The sequence below is a fragment of the Pseudoalteromonas sp. NEC-BIFX-2020_015 genome (assembly GCF_012952265.1).
In the GTDB taxonomy this organism is placed as follows: Bacteria; Pseudomonadota; Gammaproteobacteria; order Enterobacterales; family Alteromonadaceae; genus Pseudoalteromonas; species Pseudoalteromonas neustonica.
The window spans coordinates 52642-70409 of sequence record NZ_JABCJL010000010.1; the positions used below are offsets into that span (position 1 = coordinate 52642).

Below are 17768 nucleotides of genomic sequence, written 5' to 3' on the forward strand. Positions count from 1 at the left end.
GTTTTATAGCGAGAAAGTACGGCCTATAGACAAGACAATACGCTCATCAGCAGTATCGATATCTAAGCTGGTGTTTTCAGCAGCTACTTCAATATCAAAACCTTCAAAGCTGGTTTGATAAGCAAGACGATAATGGTTGTAAGATTTACCATCCGTATCCCAAGCAAACTTATCACCATCGAGTGAGTTTGAAATATCAAAGCTCGCACGTAATGCATGATTAGGCGCAAGTTCAATCGTATGCGTAACCATAGATATTACATGTCCAGCACCTGTGCCAAAGTAATCCCAGCTATACCAAAAATTAAGCTCTGTTTGGCCTAAGTCGCTTGCATAACCAAATTTAGTGTAGGCTTCAAAGTAATTACCTTCGCTTGAGCTACTTTGTCCGTGGTAGCTATAATAGGCTATACCGTAGTCAACGCTCAGCGCATCATTTAACTGCGCATATCGGCCAAAGTACGCATCCCATTCAATGTTTGTATCGTCACCAAAATCAACATTTGATGCCCAAGTACCCGCATACATGCCCGTATCACCAAATGAATAATCAAGGCTACCTTGAAGTGCAGGATCATTTTTCGTTTGGCTTACGCCGTTAAACGTATAATCAGATGCACCTGTTACAGTCGCTGACCAATCAGCTAATACTGATGTTGAAAAAAGGGCAAATGGTAATGCCACTGCTAGTACTATTTTTTGTGTTGTCATGTTAATTCCTTCGCATATTTTTAAACGGCTGCTTAGTTAATATTAGTCAGCGGTTTCAATTTTTGTATAATCAATTTTGTTGTCTTTCGGCGAGCTGTCTATATTACTCACAGTCTTAACTTTGCTGTACGCAATAAACGCAGCACAACCAAAGAACAAACCAATCACTAACGCGCCAACCCACTGAATTTGTAAAAAGTTTAGCTTGAATAATAGGGTTAACAACGATAAAGCCACAACGTTGAATGCTATATATTTAAATTTACCTAAACGTTTCACGGTCAAGTTCATATTGTCTGTGTATAAACGTATTAATGAATCAAGCGAATTGATCACAAACACAACACCTACAAACGCCATAGCAAAGTTTTTCAATCCTGCTGTTGGAATGCCTGCTTCGTGGTACTGATACAGAACACTAAACCACACCGCAATCGGAATTGAAGGGAAAATAAGCATAGCGCCGAGTACTTGGTACGTTTTTAATCCACCGACAAAGCGCGAAGTAAATTGACCAATCATAATGCTCCATGCAAACCACCAAAATAAGTAAAACTCATGGTAATCGTTCAGTGGTAATACAAACTCGTGAATATTGCTAAAGTAGCTACCAATTAATACAAGGTTATCTGTAAACGCAGCTGTTTGAACATCACTGCCCATAAACGCGCCAACCCACATAAAGGCAATTAAGGCGATAAATAACCAAGACGTTGCAATACTTAAAAAACGTACATACTTAATATCTGTGCTTGAATACACCGCAAAGCAAATAGCGGCAAATACAATTAAGTAGAAGGTTGGAATAATGGATTCGCCATCCCCCAGCGCAGGTAAATACCATGGTAGGTTAGAGAGCAATAAAAAGGCTGTAAACGCACAAGTACCAATAATGACAACATTATTGATTAATTTCACCCAAGGAATTTCGAAAAATTTAACCTTAGGTTCTATTACACAGAAATAAAAGCACGTAAGAAAGTAAAATCCCCAGATCAGAAAGCCCCAATAACCAAACTCAATGGCCAATGGATTGGCAAACGCATACTCTGGGCTTGCTTTTATGTCTGCATAACCTGCAAACTCAGTAAGTGGAAACATAATCAAGCCAACGTCTAAGCCTGATGTAAATAAAATGGCGATAAAGGTAAAGGTTCTTACGGGGGTAACCCCAACACACTGTACATTTCCCCATTTAACTAAAATTGCAACAATTGCTAATAGAGTGAAAATAATGCCAGCACTAAGCCATAAGGTCATAATTTCCTCCCCAAAATAAATGATAATAAGTCATTCTTACTCCGTGTTTTTAGCCTCGCATTAACGCACCACAAACAACTTATGGTGCGCGCCACTGCAAGCCCCGAGACACAACACGTGTCTCAGGTGGCCGAGTTAAATCTCCGAGCTACGCTGCTTTGTTTGCCATTGCGAATCGATGGCAACCGCTGCATGCGATTTACTAAGGGGTGGCTTACCTAAAATTAAGTCAGCCGCTTTTTCTGCCACCATAATAGTTGGCGCATTTAAATTACCATTTGGTACGGTTGGGAAGATTGACGAATCCACCACTCGTAACCCTTTGATACCGTGTACTTGGGTATTTGAGTTAACAACTGCCAGCTCATCTTCGCCCATTTTGCATGAACATGAAGGATGATAAGCACTCTCAACCGCTTGGCGCACAAACGCATCTATTTGCTCATCGGTTTGAATATCTTTACCTGGTTGAATTTCATCATCTCGGTAATCATCAAACGCGCTTTGCTCAATGATTTCACGGGTTAAACGCACGCATGCTCTAAACCCTTCAATATCATCTTGGTGCTGTAGATAGTTAAATTGAATTTTTGGTGCAACAGTGGGATCGGCTGACTTAATCGTCACTTCACCACGGCTTTTAGGCTTGTTATGACCTACGTGTACTTGAAAACCATGCCCAGCAAAGGCACTTTGCCCATCGTAGCGAATTGCAGCAGGTAAAAAGTGATACTGAATATCAGGCCATTCAACACCCGCTTTTGAGCGAATAAACGCACATGATTCAAAATGATTGGTCGCGCCAAGACCACTGCGATTTAATAACCAACGCGCACCAATCAAGCCTTTTGAAATTAAACCTAACTTGCCATTTAAAGTGATTGGCTGCTTACACTTATATTGAAAATAAAACTCTAAGTGATCTTGTAGGTTTTGACCCACGCCCGGCAAGTGATGCTTAACCTCAACACCCGCGGCTTTAAGTGTTTCACTATCACCAATACCTGAAAGCTGTAATATATGGGGTGACCCTATTGGCCCCGCACTTAAGATGACCTCTTTACTCGCTTTGGCTTTAACTTTATGACCATTAACACTGTATTGAACGCCTGTGGCTTTTTTACCATCAAGCAATACTTTTTCAGCTAATGCACCCGTTATCACCACTAAGTTTTTACGTGATTTAACCGGATCTAAATACTCTCGACTTGCAGAGCTGCGCACGCCATCTTTTACCGTCATGTGCATAGGGCCAAAACCCTCTTGCTGTGAGGCGTTATAATCGTCCGTTTTGGCGTAACCAGCTTGCTGGCCTGCTTTTATAAACGCTTTATAAAGCGGGTTAGCCATTTCGTTACCGTTATTAACACCCAGCGGGCCGTTATCACCACGGTAATCATTTTTTCCTAAATAAAAGGACTCTGCTTTTTGAAAATACGGTAAACACGACTGATAATCCCAGCCTTGCGCGCCATGTTGCTGCCATTCGTCAAAGTCTTTAGCGTGACCACGTACATACACCATGCCATTTATAGACGACGAGCCGCCTAATACTTTACCGCGAGGGCAATGCATTGTGCGGTTATCTAAAAATGGTTCTGCGTCGGTATGAAACTGCCACGCGTATTTATCTGAGTTCATAGGGATAGAAAGTGCAGTAGGCATTTTAATAAAAATACTCTTATCGCTGCCGCCAGTTTCAAGCAGTAAAACGCGTTTAGATTTATCTTCAGATAAACGATTAGCCAGCACACAGCCTGCAGAACCTGCCCCCACTATGATGTAATCATATGTTTGTGCAGTCATTAAAACGGGCTCTCTATATCAGTCATACCTACGTAAATAGATTTAGTTTGCGTATAGTGATCAAGTGTTTCAATACCATTCTCGCGGCCAATACCTGATTGCTTATAGCCACCAACAGGCATTTCTGCCGGTGAGTTACCGTAGCTGTTAATCCAACAAATACCCGCTTGCATTTGATGAATAACACGGTGTGCGCGTTTAATATCTTTGGTAAACACGCCAGCTGCTAAACCTAAGTGCGTGTCGTTAGCGCGGCGAATAACGTCGTCTTCATCTTCAAAGACAAGCACGCTCATTACGGGGCCAAAAATCTCTTCTTTAACAATTGTCATATCGTCGGTGCAATCGGTAAAGACTGTCGGCGCAACAAAGTAACCATTTGGCGCAGACTCAGGCCTAAGTGCCTTGCCGCCAGTTAATAGCGTTGCACCTTCACTAATGCCTTTCTCAATATAACCCATCACTAAGTTGTGATGATTTTTTGAAATAAGCGCACCAAAATTAACGCTAGGATCGAGTGGATCACCGGCAACAATGTTTTGCTCAGTACGGGTTTTTAGCTCATCAATAAATTGTTGATAAACACTCTTGTGCACATAAATACGCGTACAGTTAGTACAAATTTCACCTTGCGTATAAAAATTGCCTAGCATAGCAGCGCTCACTGCTTGTGATATATCAGCATCTTCAAATACTAATAATGGCGACTTACCACCAAGCTCCATGGTTACATCTTTAAGTGTACCTGCTGCACTAGCTACAACCTTTTTACCTGTGCCCACTTCGCCAGTAAACGAGACTTTTTCAATATCAGGGCTGTGCGTTAACCATTGACCAACTTCTGCTGCACCTTGCACAACATTAAATACGCCTGCGGGTACGCCTGCTTCTGTAAATATTTCAGCCAATTTAATCGCGCCAAGTGGTGTTTCTTCAGATGGCTTAAAAATAAGTGCGTTACCAGCAGCAAGTGCCGGCCCTGACTTCCAACATGCAATTTGAAGCGGGTAATTCCACGCACCAATACCTGCGCAAATACCTAATGGCTCTTTACGGGTGTAATAAAAGTCCTCGCCCACCATTTGTTGCTGACCGACTTGTGCGGGTGCTAGCCCTGCAAAATATTCAATGACATCGGCACCTGTTTGCACATCAACACATTCAGCCTCTTGCCAAGGTTTACCCGTATCCAGCACTTCAATTTTTGCAAGTAAATCATTGCGCTCACGTAGTAAAGCAACTGCTTTTAATAAAATGCGACTACGTTCAATGGGTGCCATGGCTGACCAAACAGCAAACCCTTGCTTAGCGCTTTCAATCGCGGCGTTTTGTACAAAACTATCAGCGACTTCTACATGATAAATTACTTCATCAGTTGCAGGGTTTTTAACCGCGAATGTTTCACCGCTTTGGTTTTTTAAGAAATCACCGTTAATAAAATTTTGGTAAACTGGCGTTGTCACATTAAGCTCCATACTGCTTGATTAGTGAACGTACAAAGTTTTTAGCTAAGTGCTCACAATGTTCAAATTGATCTTGATCAGACTTACTTAGTACAGCTCGTAACCATAAGCCATCAATCATGGCAGCACTTAGTTCAGCTGCTAATTTGGCGTCGTCAATACTCATTAACTGTTTAAATGAGCTGGTTAAATTACTAAAAAGTCGTCGGCTATTTACATTCTGTAAACGATGTAATTCAACATCGTGCATTGATTGCGCCCAAAAACTTAACCACGTTTTGGTGGTGTCGCTTTGCTGCTGTAAGCGCGCAAAGTTGGCTTCGATGATAAGCATCAGCCTTTGTTCGGGCGTCGTTGTAGATGTTAACCGTTCAATTAATACCTGCTTTAAGTTAGTTAACAAGTAGCGCACAGTTGCTTCAATCAGGCCCTGTTTACCACCAAAATAATGGCTAATAATACCCGACGACAAACCGGCTTTTTGGCTTATGCTATTAATCGTCGTTGCTTGTAATCCACGCTCAGCAACAGACTCTATTGTGGCGTCTATTAACTGTTGACGACGAACAGGTTCCATTCCAACTTTAGGCATATTTTTTATTAATTGAACGTTCAATAAAAATAAAGGTTAAAGTAATAGAACTGATAATTCAAGGTTGACAAGCTGTGAATGAACAAAGGGTGGTATAGGAAAGTTAAGCTAAGTCACTGTATTAGCATTTATAAATCGACTTAGAAAAAAGGTTTAAAAAAGTCAAAAATAATTGCTATTTTTATTAATATGTCGCGAAATGCAGCAATAATGCTCATAGTGCAAGTAACCCGAGTTCTGGTTAAATAAATTCACACCAGGAGTTTGATAACGTCTGCTTGTGATAAATTTATAATGATTTTCATCGTATTTCTATTGTAGTGGTTAATTGTAGTGGTGATAGAGTGTACGAAAAGATCACTCGCGTTGTGCTTTAAATGAATTTTCCTTGAGCTTATTTAATATCATTTCCATTGTAGGTATTTGTTAGGTTCTAACATCTGTGGTTCGCGGACACTTTCACATATCGCCAGCATAAACAGAGCAATATGATGTTTGTTCCCTTATGCAAAAATGTTATTAGAGCGTGTTGACCTTTGTGGATTGAAATTTGTTCAATCTAGGGGCGGTTTAATCGCGGCGCGAGGTTTGCAATCGAGTGGGCTCGATAACTGCTCCTGCGTTATTCTACTGGCTCACACCCATGTGAGAATAAGTAAAAACCGAGCAAAACACAGTTACCTCGCTTGATGACGGCCGCAACCACTATTTTTACAGCTTCACAATCCATAGCCCACTCTTTGTATTAGTTATTAATAACAGCTTTTAGCTTATTAAGTGCTGAAACTGAAAACCCACGGTCATAAAAGTAAATAATTGTTCCATCGCTATCCAGTAGCACTACTCGAGTATTATTTGGGTTTTCGTTACCCGTGAAAGCTTGTACTGCATCTCCATCTTTATAAATTGTGATAACTCCACCCCACAATTCTTTTGGGATACCCTTTCTCATACCGTTATCTATCAGTGTGCTAAACATGCGCGGCGCCATACCTTGAATTGTTGGTAACTCATAAGTAGGTATTGTTACACCAGTCATATCAAGACCTATTAACCAGCGGTCAATATCAAACTGACTATCTTGTTTATAGCCTATCAATAGTAAACTAAGTTGTTCGTTAAAATCAGTGGGGATCGTTATCCGCTTCTTCTCTAAATTTTCACCGCTTACAATTGGGAACTGTTGACCACTCACGTCTTGGTTTGGGTATTGACTTGAGCAGCCAGTCAATACCATGAATACAAAAGTAATAATTAATAATCTAAACATATGCACGTCTCTTTTTGTTTATTATTCAACCTGTAATTTTAAGGCGTTTAAGTGATAATTTTTATACATATACGCTAAAGCAACAATAAAAGATTCATTATCCTTCAATCAACGTTGTGATTTGTAATACTTTGCTAAAATCGCATCAGCCAATTAATTGTGTATCAATCGCATAGGTATTATTCAAAGCAGTGACTAGCTGGCCGCTTTCTATTGTTACCTTACGACTTTAATAAAAAGCTAAAACAGGTAATTATTGTGTTAAATAAATGCTACATTCAAACTTAGTTAATAGCACTTATAGCTTAAGATAATTTTTAAAGAGAGAGTATTTACTTATGTCACAGCGTTCATCTGTGCGTTTTAAACACATAAAAATTGCATTGTTGTTTTTAATTAGCTCGGTGTGTGTCACATTTACTCTACATGCCAAGGCACAAATTGTGATTGGTATCGTCGGGAAAACAAAAAATGACAGCTTTTATATACAATCATTTAAGGGTTGTCTAAAGTTTGCAGAATCAATGCCTGATGTTACCTGCGTATATGATGGCCCTGACGATTATCAAGATATTCGAACGCAATCACTCATTATTCAGGACTTAGTAAAAGATAAGATCGACGGTTTACTCTTAGCAACGACGGATTCGGATTACTTAGTAAGCAGGGTATTAAAGGATCTTGATAGACAAAATATCCCCGTGATCACTTTTGACTCAGATCTACTGCCTAAAGATCATCAATATAGGCTTGCGTATGTTGGTACAAACAATTTTGAGTTTGGTGTTGCACTTGGTAATCAAATTAAATTATTTGCGAAAGATTCTCCCCTAAATACCGTGTGTATTCAATCTGGCCATCAAACAACACCTAATCTCAATGAGCGGATCGCTGGTGTAAGATTTGCACTTTCAGGCAAAAGTGAGAAACGACTATCAGGTGAAAATGGTTGGGATGAATTTAGCCGCTGCCCTTTATACAGTTTAGGAAAAAGGGGGACTTCCTTGGAGCAGTTAAAAAACGTATTAAAAATGAAGCACCCCCCTCTTTTCTTGGCTGTTGCAGGGTTTGCTCAGTTCAACTCTGATTACATTAAATCAGTACAATCGCATAAAAGCAGGATAGAATCTGGTAATGTCGTCATTATTTCAGCAGATACTGAAGAGGTGCAGTTACAAGCTTTAAAGCAAGGTCTATCGCAATCTAATATTGGTCAAAACCCATTTGAAATGGGTCGCTTAAGCGCAGAGTTAATGTACAACTTTATTGTTAATGATAAGAAACCTGAAAAGCCTTTCTACTACTTAGATTTTCACTATTGCACTAAGAAAAATGTAGATACTTGTACTAAAAATTATTAAACACTCAAACAGAAGACTTTTAAAATGAAACGTATTTTTACGTAAAAACAGCATCTAGATTGCAAATTATTATTTATAAACCACACAATTACGGCCTTTTTCTTTTGCTAAATAAAGATTTACATCTGCCGCTTTTAAAAGTTCAGAAAGACTAGAATCAGTTGATGTCGAAACACCAATACTCACTGTAACATGGATGTTATCTTTGCCATGGGTAACGTATTCGGCCGCTACTTTCGATCTAATTTCCTCTGCCTTAATAACAGCAAGTTCAGGTGTTACATTTTCCATTAAAATACAAAATTCTTCTCCTCCAATTCTAAATACACTATTTCGATTTGTAGCTGAGGTCAAGCCCTGCGCTATTTTCTTCAACACTTCATCACCAAATGGGTGACCGTATGAGTCATTAACATTTTTAAAATAATCAATATCCAAAAGCGCTAAACTAACTGGTTGGCTTTTATTTAATTGGGAATACGTTTTGGTTAAACTAAGTCGATTAAAAGCCCCTGTTAACGGGTCTTTTAATGCTAGTGTACGCAGCGCTTTCTCTGAGTTTGCGCGTGATGTCTCATATGTATGAGAAATCCCCCAAACAAGAAGGTAACTAAAAGCAAAGTTCAATAACGGTGATGTGTAAAACGTCTCTGTTTTAAAATAGATAATAGTGATTTGAGCAACAAAGTAAAAACCACTTAAAACAATCCCAAAACGCTTACCTAATAAAAGATAAAACACAATCGGCAGAGCGAGCGCCCACATTAAAAGGTATGACATTAGTGGTGCCATATGTGCGCCACTTGCAATAAGCCCAACGAGTGAATACACATACAGCTGCTTTGACCAGTGCAAGCTATCTGTTTTACTCGCGTTTAAATATAAACCAAGTGAAAAAAAGGCGTAAAGACATTGCATACCCCCATAGATAAAATGTTGGCCGATAAAGATATTAAGGAGCCCCAAACCCAAAGCGAGCAATAAAGTGACACTTGTCATACCCCTTATTACTTTAAGTCTGAGCCTTAACGTGTAATCAAGATCAAACGTATCCATAACAGCCATTTTTAACATTCTTTATAGTCATTGTATTAATAAAGTAATTAGATAACATAGGGACAAAACAATCCAGAAAATAATAGGATAACTTACATGTGTACGCGTATTTTTAACAGTCTAAACCCAGATTTTCCAGTAACAGCTAGAAATATGGATTGGTTTGCAGGCGTAAATGCTTTTTTATACACTTTTCCGGTCGGATTAAAACGTATCGGCTTCATATCTGAAGATACTGATCAATTTAAAGTACCCCAAAGGCAAATACTCAAGTGGAAATCTCATTACTCAAGTATTGCAACTGTAATGGGTGATAAACGAATGGGCACAGCTGATGGCATTAATTCGGCAGGCCTCGTGGTCAATGCTTTATACGATACAGGAGCAGATTACATACCTATACGCGCAGACAATAGTTCGCCTTTGCTGAATAAACGCCAAACTGAGCACTCCCCTCTTGAAGAAAGTAAAAAAGTATTAAGTGTGCTCAGTTGGGCGCAGTTCACACTCGATAAATTCGGATGTGTCAAAGCTGCTGCAAAGTACTTCAGAAAACAAAAAATTCAAATTGTAGAAGAGAATGTTCCTGATGGTTTAGGGAAATCAACCCCCGCAACACTTCACCTTTGTTTATCAGACAAAACCGGAAACTCCGCCATAATTGAAGTCAATAATAACGCATTCGTTGTGTATGAAAGCGAAAAATTTAGAGTTGCCACTAATGAACCTAATTACAAAACCCAACTAGAAATAAATCAGTATTGGCAGTACATGTGGGGCAAGGCTGAGACGCCCAACTCTCGACCTCTTTACACCGTGCCTGGTGGCGTTTCTTCAACCCAAAACTTTGAGCGAGCTTCTTTTTACATATCACTTAGCGAACCCGTTAATTCAACAATAAAAGCCGTATCACAAACACGCTCAATGGTTGCAGCCTGCGCTGTACCACATGGATTTAATCCAAGAAGTGCAAGTATTAGCTCAAGCACTATTTGGTCAAACGTTAGTGATCAAGCAAGTGGCACCTATTATTTCTTAAATATGTGTAACATGGCACAAGTTTGGCTAGATTTTTCCACTGAAATTACAACATGTCAGCGAGTCCAAGTAATGACACTTGAAGGTGAAGAGCTTATTGAGCAGCCGCCTATTTTTGGCAACTTAAACGACAAATGCACAGTAACAAACGATCCATACGCAAGGGCTAAAAAAGCCTAGGGCGTGTTGACCTTTCGTAATTAATTTTGTAGCAGTCTATTTGGTAGTTAGGCAAGGCAGAGCCTATGGTGTGTGGTTGTTCCCCATAAATAGGCGAAACGCAGTATAAATGCCAAACATGCGCTACCCAAAGGGCTCTTCCTAGGGGCAATTAACTCTTTGTTACCTACACGGATGTAGGAAAGGGGCGTGAGCAGGACGCACAAGCTTTGCTCGGTTTTTACTTATTCTCACATGGATGTGAGCAAGTAGAATAACGCAGGAGCAGTTATCGAGCCCACTCGATTGCAAACCTCGCGCCGCGATTAACCCCCCCCTAGCTTGAACAAATTTCAATCTACAAAGGTCACCCAGCATTAAATCTCTTTTGGATAACACTAAGGTAGCTCTGATTTTATCTAGTTCATGCTTAGCGCTGGCAACAGGCAACAGGCAACAGGCAACAACCTTATTACGCCCTCTATTTTTAGCTAAATATAAATTCGCATAGCACTGCTTTAACCAATCTTTCCTGTACTTATTACAAACAAGTTCGCATACACCAATACTGACCGTTAATTCGCTCTCAGGAAGTAATTTACTCTTTTGCACATGGCTGCGTATCTCTTCTGCCGCTTGTATTGCTTGGTTTTCATCCGCACTGTGCAATAAAATTAGAAACTCTTCGCCTCCTAAGCGAAATAATATATCGTTGCTGTTCGAATTTGCTTTCATTATAGCTGCAAAGCCTTTTAAAACTTCATCACCTACGTCATGTCCATATTGATCATTTACCTTTTTAAAATGGTCAAGATCCAACATTAAAATTGACATAGGGGCTTTCTCGCATTGATTTATAAAGATGGCATTTTCTAAATAGTCACTAAGTAAAAAGCGATTGTTTAGACCCGTTAATACATCTGTTATAGATAACCTATGTAGCTGAGCATGCTGTAGAGCGATTTCTTTAAGAGTTAAATAAGCAAAAATACTAATGCTAATCAACACAGCATAAAAACGCGCAAATACATCAGGTGATAAATTATACCAACCGAATGGCAAAATTATGGCTAAATAAACAATGTTCGCTAATCGCGCTAAATGCAGCGGCAAAACAAAATAACAAGTTAAAACAGCTGGGTATGCCCAAAACGATGCTGTGACACCCCATACATTAATTGCAGCAAGTGAACAGCCTGCCATTATTGGCATCGTCGCAAATAAGTTTAATGGCAGGCTATAGGTCCCTTTAAAACACAATACGGCATTAAAAGTGCAAAATAAAATAGCAATAACCCCCAGAAAACCCATGCCATTTTTAATCACATAAAAATCATACACAGTAAAAGGGGCTATTGCTATTACACTAACGAGGGACACATTTAAGGCTGTCTTCAAGAGAAATTCAGGGTGCTTAGAGGTATGATTTACTTTCTTCATCCGGGATATATCCTAATAAAAAATATGTACCCAAAAACTTAAATTCAGGAAAACAAACTTCATGCTTATTCTAAATTGTATTTTTTTAGAATTACTGCCAATTTCCCTGACTTTTTAATATTTAAAAATGCCTTTTCAAATTTTTTTATTTGTAACTTTGACACCGATGTTTTACTAAATGCAAAATAAACAGGCTCAGAATTAATTACAAATGGGCTAATTGTCACTTTCATAAAATCTGGATTGTTTTGCACTTGATACACGATGTTATATTTTTCTTCTAAAAAGCCAGAAATACGCCCATGGCGTAACAAATCCAGTTTTAATTGGTTATCTGGTACGTAAATAAATCGCTCATCGGTATCTTGCTCTTCTATAAAACGTTTTTCAAATGTACTACCGTAATAAGCACCACGTTGAATTGCTATTGGTGCATCAAGTTCAAATAAACTACTTACAGTATTTATGCTGTAAGAACGTTCTGCATTCATAGCAAATACAATATTCTCCTGCTTTTGAGGGCCTATAAAATAAGCAAAACGCATACGTTGCGCCGTTTTAGACACGCTAAGCATTAGGTCCACTTCGCCATTTTCGAGCATTTTTAATGAACGCCCCCAAGGAACACTTACAAAGCGATACTCACAGCCAGCCTCATCAAGCAATGCTTTTGCAAAATCAACATCAAGTCCATGCCAGGTTAAGTCTTCATTTTGATGCGATTGTGCGGCATAATTTTCAAAGCGAACAATAATCTGGCACGTGTTCTCAGCTGAATAACTTACATTACTAAACATCGCACAGGACAACACAGCAATAATTAAATACTTCACATAATATGCTCTCAAAGAAGCGATATGATAAGTTTAGTTTATTTAATCAGCATCGCCACTACATACTTTGCTATCTAGTTTATAATCGCTTAAATGTTTACTGGCCTAAAAAGCGACTTTTTAAGTGCTATTTAAGTGCTGTAAAAAACACGTATTAATTTTTATCATCCCTAAAAATTCGGATAATAAGAGACAACCAATTACCGCTTATTATTCCCAACAAAAAAGCATTAAATTTTAAACTCTTTTAACTAAATAAAAAGTACTTGAAGGCTCTGTTTTTAACTTGCTATCAAACCAATACACTTCTATAGTCTGCAGATTATCACTCCCTAATTTTTGAACTACTTTGTCTAAAAAATCTCACGTACCTGCTAGCCCTTTTGGAGAGCTATTAGGCTATGCACTTGGTAATGTTGCTGTTTATTCGTCTGACTACGACAGTGCTGATGAAACAGCCTACCCAAATAGGAGTGCCTACAGAAGTTACCTCTATGGCATTTACATGGGCTATAAATGGCAATGTGTTGAATTTGCACGCCGCTGGATGTATCTCAATCACGGTTATATATTTGATGACATTGCAATGGCTTATGATATTTTTGAGCTACGCTCGGTACGTGATATAAACAGCCAAACTAGACTTCCTTTGCATGCATTTCGTAATGGTGCAAAACACCACCCAACAGTGGGAAGTTTACTCATTTGGGAAGAAGGCGGAGAGTTTGAACAAACAGGTCATGTTGCTGTTATAGTTGAAGTCCATACAGATAAAATTCGCCTAGCAGAACAAAATGTTGGCCATCAAGTATGGCCGCAGGGCCAGCAATGGTGCCGTGAGCTCAAAGCTAAAATCACACAGCAAGGTGACTACTGGATTGAGTGTTCTTACAGCGATGCCACTATTTTAGGCTGGATGACACAAACTGATCAAAGCGAATTTAGCGAGCCAACGCCTGAAGTAAGTACAGATCTATTTGCTATCAAACCTCAACATGCAACTGACTCTGGACAGGCCAAAAAGTCATGGCTTAACATTGCTAATGACGACGAAGCCGCCTACGTAGATATGATGCAAGGCCATAAACTAACTTCAGTAAGTGCTGATCAACATCATTACTTTACTATATCAAATACTGCACAACAAACGATTGAACATGCCACCAATGAGTTACATGGCTTATTTATGCATGCAACAGACTATGTGTTACAGCACCCTGAATTATTAAAAAAGTTTAATTTACCTGATGTCGTACTCAATAAAATTCGCCAATCATGGGATAACCGCTTAAACCAACTGATCACCAGCCGGTTTGATTTTGCACTCACACCTGCCGGATTGAAAGTATATGAATACAACTGTGACTCCGCGTCATGCTATATGGAAAGCGGTAAAATACAGGGTAAATGGGCTAAACATTTTGGTGTTAAAACAGGTGTTGATGCAGGCCATGATCTCTTTAAAGATTTAGTTAAAGCATGGCGAAAAAGTGAAGTAAAAGGCCTTATACATATTTTACAAGATGACGAACCAGAAGAGCATTATCACGCGTTATTTATGAAAGAAGCTATTGAAGCTGCTGGTTTTGAATGCAAAGTAATTATTGGTTTAAAGAGTTTACGCTGGGATGATTCCGGCAATATAGTTGATGCTGATGGTGAAAAGCTCAACTTTGTCTGGAAAACATGGTCATGGGAAACTGCATTAGATCAAATTAGGCAAGAGTGTGAAGCAGATCAATCCCAAGGGGATGATTTTGAACCTCAGTGGCAAGCGGGTAAAACGCCACGTTTAGTTGATGTACTGCTGCGTAAAAACGTCATGGTGTTTGAGCCACTTTGGACCTTGATCCCAAGTAATAAAGCGATTTTACCTGTGTTATGGAGCTTATTTCCAAACCATCGATTTTTACTCAATACTGCATTTGCTCTAAATGATGAATTATTACAAACAGGTTATGTAGTTAAACCGATCGTTGGCCGATGCGGTGCTAATATTCAACTCGTTGATGAACAACAGCAAGTCATAGAAAAAACCGTGGGTCATTTTGCCGCACAAGATCAAATATACCAGCAACTATTTGCACTGCCTAAAGTTGCTGACTACTTTGTACAGATATGTAGTTTTACCGCCGCAGGGAAATGCGCAGGTGCTGGGGTACGCGTTGATAAAAGTATGATTATAAATGGCCAGAGCGATTGTATGGCACTACGTGTTAGTGATGATAGCCTTTATATCTCGTAAACAATTAAAGTTCGTAACCCTCAAGTACACAAAAGAGCATCAGGTAAAGTCCCCTGATACTCTTTTAATTAACGGGTTCGTTTAATACTCATTGTTAATAGCAATAATCCACTAGCAATAGCCAAAAAGTAATAAGGCATTCCTGCATCCCAACTCGACTGACTGTTCACGCCTAAAAAGTCTAAATATAATCCAGCTTGCAGAGGCCCTATATACCAAATAACTAAAAACACGACTTCAAACATTCGCTTTGTTTGCGTAAATGCACCGCAAAAATAGGCTAATGAAACCATAAACGAAATAGCCACAAACAATTGTACCAGCAGCAACCACTCCGCCATTACTACGTACCGCGCAATACTACCTAAACACGCTAATGCTAACAGTCCCCAGCCAGCACTAAAACTCGCCATATTTTGCAATAATGGGGATTGCTTACTGTAAGCCATAATTTCAAAGGTATTTGTTTGCCTCTCTAGCTGCCCTAATGGTGATATAACCAATACACACCACAGCAATGAGATAGGTAAAAAAAGGCTCAATAACAGCTCCGGATCAACAAAAGCTTGGCATACATTCAAAGTGACCAACCCGATGAACCACAGATTTGTTTGCCCTTTGAGCATTAACTTAAACTCTAATCGTAATAAACATGTAAAAGCGAATGACTTTGTTGCGCCAGCAAATAATCTATCGAGTATTCCTGTGACTTTTTCAATTACGCTGACTATTCGCCATGGCTTTTTAGCCTCTTTCAGTGAGCCATTACTGAAACGATCAAAAAATAAAAATGCTAAACTCAAACCTATTAAGCTGATCATCAACAAAGGCAGCATTCCTAAGAGGTGCACAACACTTGGCTCAAATCCATGCCAAACAAATGTGCTTACAGATTCACTCGCTGTTATGCCAACATTGGTGCCACCTTGCTCTGCTGGAAAACGCGCAGCAACCTCCATATCTAAACTTTCAAGCACCGCACCAATGCCTGACACCCCTTCAATGCTTTGCGTTATCGAGCCAATCCACAAGAAAAAATACGCCACATTACCAAAACCACCTTTGAGCCACGTTATCGACTCAAACAAAATAGCAATTGATGCAATTGCTAATAACAGCGGTAAAACAAACACTAATTGCGGCCAAACAAGTGCCCACATATCAATCTGGTAGCTTTCGCCATAATAAAGTTGGATCAATACACTACTGAGCAACATCGCCAATACAATTGAAAGTAAAATCAGTACATTAACTCCCCACTTAGCGAATAAAAAAGCCTGTTTGCTAATCGACGTTGCTGCAATAAGCTCACATGTTTTTGATTGCCTATCTAACTCAAGTGCATTTTTAACTAAGTAAAAACAAATAATGGGTAAGAACATGACATTCAGCATCGCTAAACATACGCCAATCCACGCGCTGTTATAAATCCCGCGGTAGCCATTAATAACCAAAGTTTGGTACTGCGCATCAGGGGACGGAAAATACAATAACGTTAATACAGACATAGCCAACAAGGTCACCATATAACTTTGTTGGCGTGTGCGTTGTTTAAAGTCAGCTACCATACATTGCCAAATCTGTTTCATTAACGGATCCTCACTGCGCTGTGAGATGCTGATTGTTCGCTGGTAAAATACAAGTAAGCATCCTCAAGTGATGGCACTCGTTCCGTAGCTTTAGAGTCAGGGCAATGATCCGCAACAAGGTTTAATTCAAGCTTTCCTTCTTTTCGAATGCTGTGGCTAACTATATACTCATGCTGGATCTGTTTCAGCTCCGATGGTTCAACCGTTAGTGTCCAGCATTTTTCAGCCACTTTTTGCTGTAATACATCTGCTGTTGCTGATTGGATAAGCGTGCCACCGCGCATAATTACAATGCGATCCGCAATCGATTCAACATCTGACACAATATGCGTAGAGAAGATAATGCAACGATCCGCCGCAAGCTCGGTCAATAACTGTCTAAAGTTGGCGCGTTCATGCGGATCAAGACCAACTGTCGGCTCGTCAATGATCAATAACTTAGGATCATTTAATAACGCCTGCGCAATTCCAATGCGTTGTTTCATACCGCCAGAATAGCCTTTTAGCGGCTGGTGCGCGGCGTGAGTTAAATTAAGCTTATTCAGTAAATCATCAATAACACTCTTTGCATGGGCACTTTCAAGCCCTTTAAGCCCTGCCATGTATTGCAAAAACTCAATACCCGACAGCTGTTCATACACGCCAAAATATTGAGGTAAATAGCCCAGCTCTTTGCGTAACAATTGTGGTGATTTAACAATATCTTGGCCTTGCCATAAAATGACACCTTGTGTTGGCTTAGTAATGGTAGCCAGAATTCTCATCAAACTAGATTTTCCTGCTCCATTAGGGCCTAACAAGGCTAAAATACCAGGTTCAACTTGCAACGATAATGTATTAATTGCGCATTTTGCATCTTTGCTTTTATTATATTGATGACGTAATGATTGAATATCTAATAGCATGAGTGTCTATTCCTAATTAAGTTACACTCATTCAGCAAAT

At 39.4% G+C, this 17768-nt stretch carries 14 protein-coding genes; 3 read left to right on the plus strand and 11 right to left on the minus strand.

All coding sequences use genetic code 11. The annotated features are described in order from the left end of the window. Positions 1-3 precede the first annotated feature (3 nt). The 6 genes from HH219_RS09500 to HH219_RS09525 all read right to left on the minus strand — a co-directional run bounded on the left by HH219_RS09500 (position 4) and on the right by HH219_RS09525 (position 7102). Positions 4-711, minus strand: coding sequence for a TorF family putative porin (locus HH219_RS09500; RefSeq protein WP_169327296.1), 708 nt, complete (start codon positions 709-711; stop codon positions 4-6). A 42-nt stretch (positions 712-753) separates the two neighbouring features. Continuing rightward, positions 754-1971: a choline transporter gene (locus HH219_RS09505; protein WP_054203425.1), complete on the minus strand. Its 1218-nt coding sequence runs from the start codon at positions 1969-1971 to the stop codon at positions 754-756. Positions 1972-2106: 135 nt separating this feature from the next. Further along, positions 2107-3777, minus strand: coding sequence for a choline dehydrogenase (gene betA / locus HH219_RS09510; RefSeq protein WP_169327297.1), 1671 nt, complete (start codon positions 3775-3777; stop codon positions 2107-2109). Beyond that, a complete protein-coding gene (gene betB, locus HH219_RS09515; RefSeq protein ID WP_054203485.1) occupies positions 3777-5240 on the minus strand; it encodes a betaine-aldehyde dehydrogenase in 1464 nt (487 codons plus the stop codon). The genes betA and betB overlap by 1 nt, the downstream gene beginning before the upstream one ends. 1 nt (position 5241) lies before the next feature. Then, positions 5242-5832, minus strand: coding sequence for a transcriptional regulator BetI (betI, locus tag HH219_RS09520; RefSeq protein ID WP_054203427.1), 591 nt, complete (start codon positions 5830-5832; stop codon positions 5242-5244). Between the two features lie 745 nt (positions 5833-6577). Then, on the minus strand, positions 6578-7102 hold the full coding sequence (locus tag HH219_RS09525) for a hypothetical protein (protein ID WP_054203428.1): 525 nt from the start codon (positions 7100-7102) through the stop codon (positions 6578-6580). 338 nt (positions 7103-7440) lie between these two features. Between HH219_RS09525 and HH219_RS09530 the strand changes: the two genes are divergently transcribed. Beyond that, positions 7441-8463, plus strand: coding sequence for a substrate-binding domain-containing protein (locus HH219_RS09530; protein ID WP_169327298.1), 1023 nt, complete (start codon positions 7441-7443; stop codon positions 8461-8463). A 69-nt stretch (positions 8464-8532) separates the two neighbouring features. Here HH219_RS09530 and HH219_RS09535 read toward each other — a convergent pair whose 3' ends face one another. Next, a complete protein-coding gene (locus tag HH219_RS09535) occupies positions 8533-9537 on the minus strand; it encodes a GGDEF domain-containing protein (protein ID WP_082378989.1) in 1005 nt (334 codons plus the stop codon). Between the two features lie 78 nt (positions 9538-9615). Here HH219_RS09535 and HH219_RS09540 point away from each other — a divergent pair, with 78 nt between their 5' ends. Then, on the plus strand, positions 9616-10737 hold the full coding sequence (locus tag HH219_RS09540) for a linear amide C-N hydrolase (protein ID WP_054203431.1): 1122 nt from the start codon (positions 9616-9618) through the stop codon (positions 10735-10737). A gap of 162 nt (positions 10738-10899) precedes the next feature. On the opposite strand, the gene HH219_RS09545 is transcribed toward HH219_RS09540, so the two are convergent. Both HH219_RS09545 and HH219_RS09550 read right to left on the minus strand, forming a co-directional pair. Then, on the minus strand, positions 10900-12156 hold the full coding sequence (locus HH219_RS09545; RefSeq protein WP_169327300.1) for a GGDEF domain-containing protein: 1257 nt from the start codon (positions 12154-12156) through the stop codon (positions 10900-10902). A gap of 65 nt (positions 12157-12221) precedes the next feature. Further along, positions 12222-12989, minus strand: a complete 768-nt coding sequence (locus tag HH219_RS09550) for a transporter substrate-binding domain-containing protein (protein ID WP_349251612.1) — start codon at positions 12987-12989, stop codon at positions 12222-12224. Between the two features lie 349 nt (positions 12990-13338). Between HH219_RS09550 and gss the strand changes: the two genes are divergently transcribed. Next, positions 13339-15234: a bifunctional glutathionylspermidine amidase/synthase gene (gene gss, locus HH219_RS09555; RefSeq protein ID WP_169327301.1), complete on the plus strand. Its 1896-nt coding sequence runs from the start codon at positions 13339-13341 to the stop codon at positions 15232-15234. Between the two features lie 68 nt (positions 15235-15302). Here the strand turns inward: gss and HH219_RS09560 are convergent, their stop codons facing one another. Together HH219_RS09560 and HH219_RS09565 are read right to left on the minus strand one after the other, a co-directional pair. Further along, entirely contained in the window at positions 15303-16823 is a 1521-nt protein-coding gene (locus HH219_RS09560) for a hypothetical protein (RefSeq protein ID WP_169327302.1), read from the minus strand. Further along, positions 16823-17728, minus strand: coding sequence for an ABC transporter ATP-binding protein (locus tag HH219_RS09565; protein ID WP_169327303.1), 906 nt, complete (start codon positions 17726-17728; stop codon positions 16823-16825). The genes HH219_RS09560 and HH219_RS09565 overlap by 1 nt, the downstream gene beginning before the upstream one ends. Positions 17729-17768 lie beyond the last annotated feature (40 nt).

Excerpts from the sequence above, each read along its gene's own strand:
- HH219_RS09500 (WP_169327296.1), bottom strand. The coding sequence starts at position 711 with ATGACAACACAAAAAATAGTACTAGCAGTGGCATTACCATTTGCCCTT.
- HH219_RS09505 (WP_054203425.1), bottom strand. The coding sequence starts at position 1,971 with ATGACCTTATGGCTTAGTGCTGGCATTATTTTCACTCTATTAGCAATT.
- betA (WP_169327297.1), bottom strand. The coding sequence starts at position 3,777 with ATGACTGCACAAACATATGATTACATCATAGTGGGGGCAGGTTCTGCA.
- betI (WP_054203427.1), bottom strand. The coding sequence starts at position 5,832 with ATGCCTAAAGTTGGAATGGAACCTGTTCGTCGTCAACAGTTAATAGAC.
- HH219_RS09525 (WP_054203428.1), bottom strand. The coding sequence starts at position 7,102 with ATGTTTAGATTATTAATTATTACTTTTGTATTCATGGTATTGACTGGC.
- HH219_RS09530 (WP_169327298.1), top strand. The coding sequence starts at position 7,441 with ATGTCACAGCGTTCATCTGTGCGTTTTAAACACATAAAAATTGCATTG.
- HH219_RS09535 (WP_082378989.1), bottom strand. The coding sequence starts at position 9,537 with ATGTTAAAAATGGCTGTTATGGATACGTTTGATCTTGATTACACGTTA.
- HH219_RS09540 (WP_054203431.1), top strand. The coding sequence starts at position 9,616 with ATGTGTACGCGTATTTTTAACAGTCTAAACCCAGATTTTCCAGTAACA.
- HH219_RS09545 (WP_169327300.1), bottom strand. The coding sequence starts at position 12,156 with ATGAAGAAAGTAAATCATACCTCTAAGCACCCTGAATTTCTCTTGAAG.
- HH219_RS09560 (WP_169327302.1), bottom strand. The coding sequence starts at position 16,823 with ATGAAACAGATTTGGCAATGTATGGTAGCTGACTTTAAACAACGCACA.
- HH219_RS09565 (WP_169327303.1), bottom strand. The coding sequence starts at position 17,728 with ATGCTATTAGATATTCAATCATTACGTCATCAATATAATAAAAGCAAA.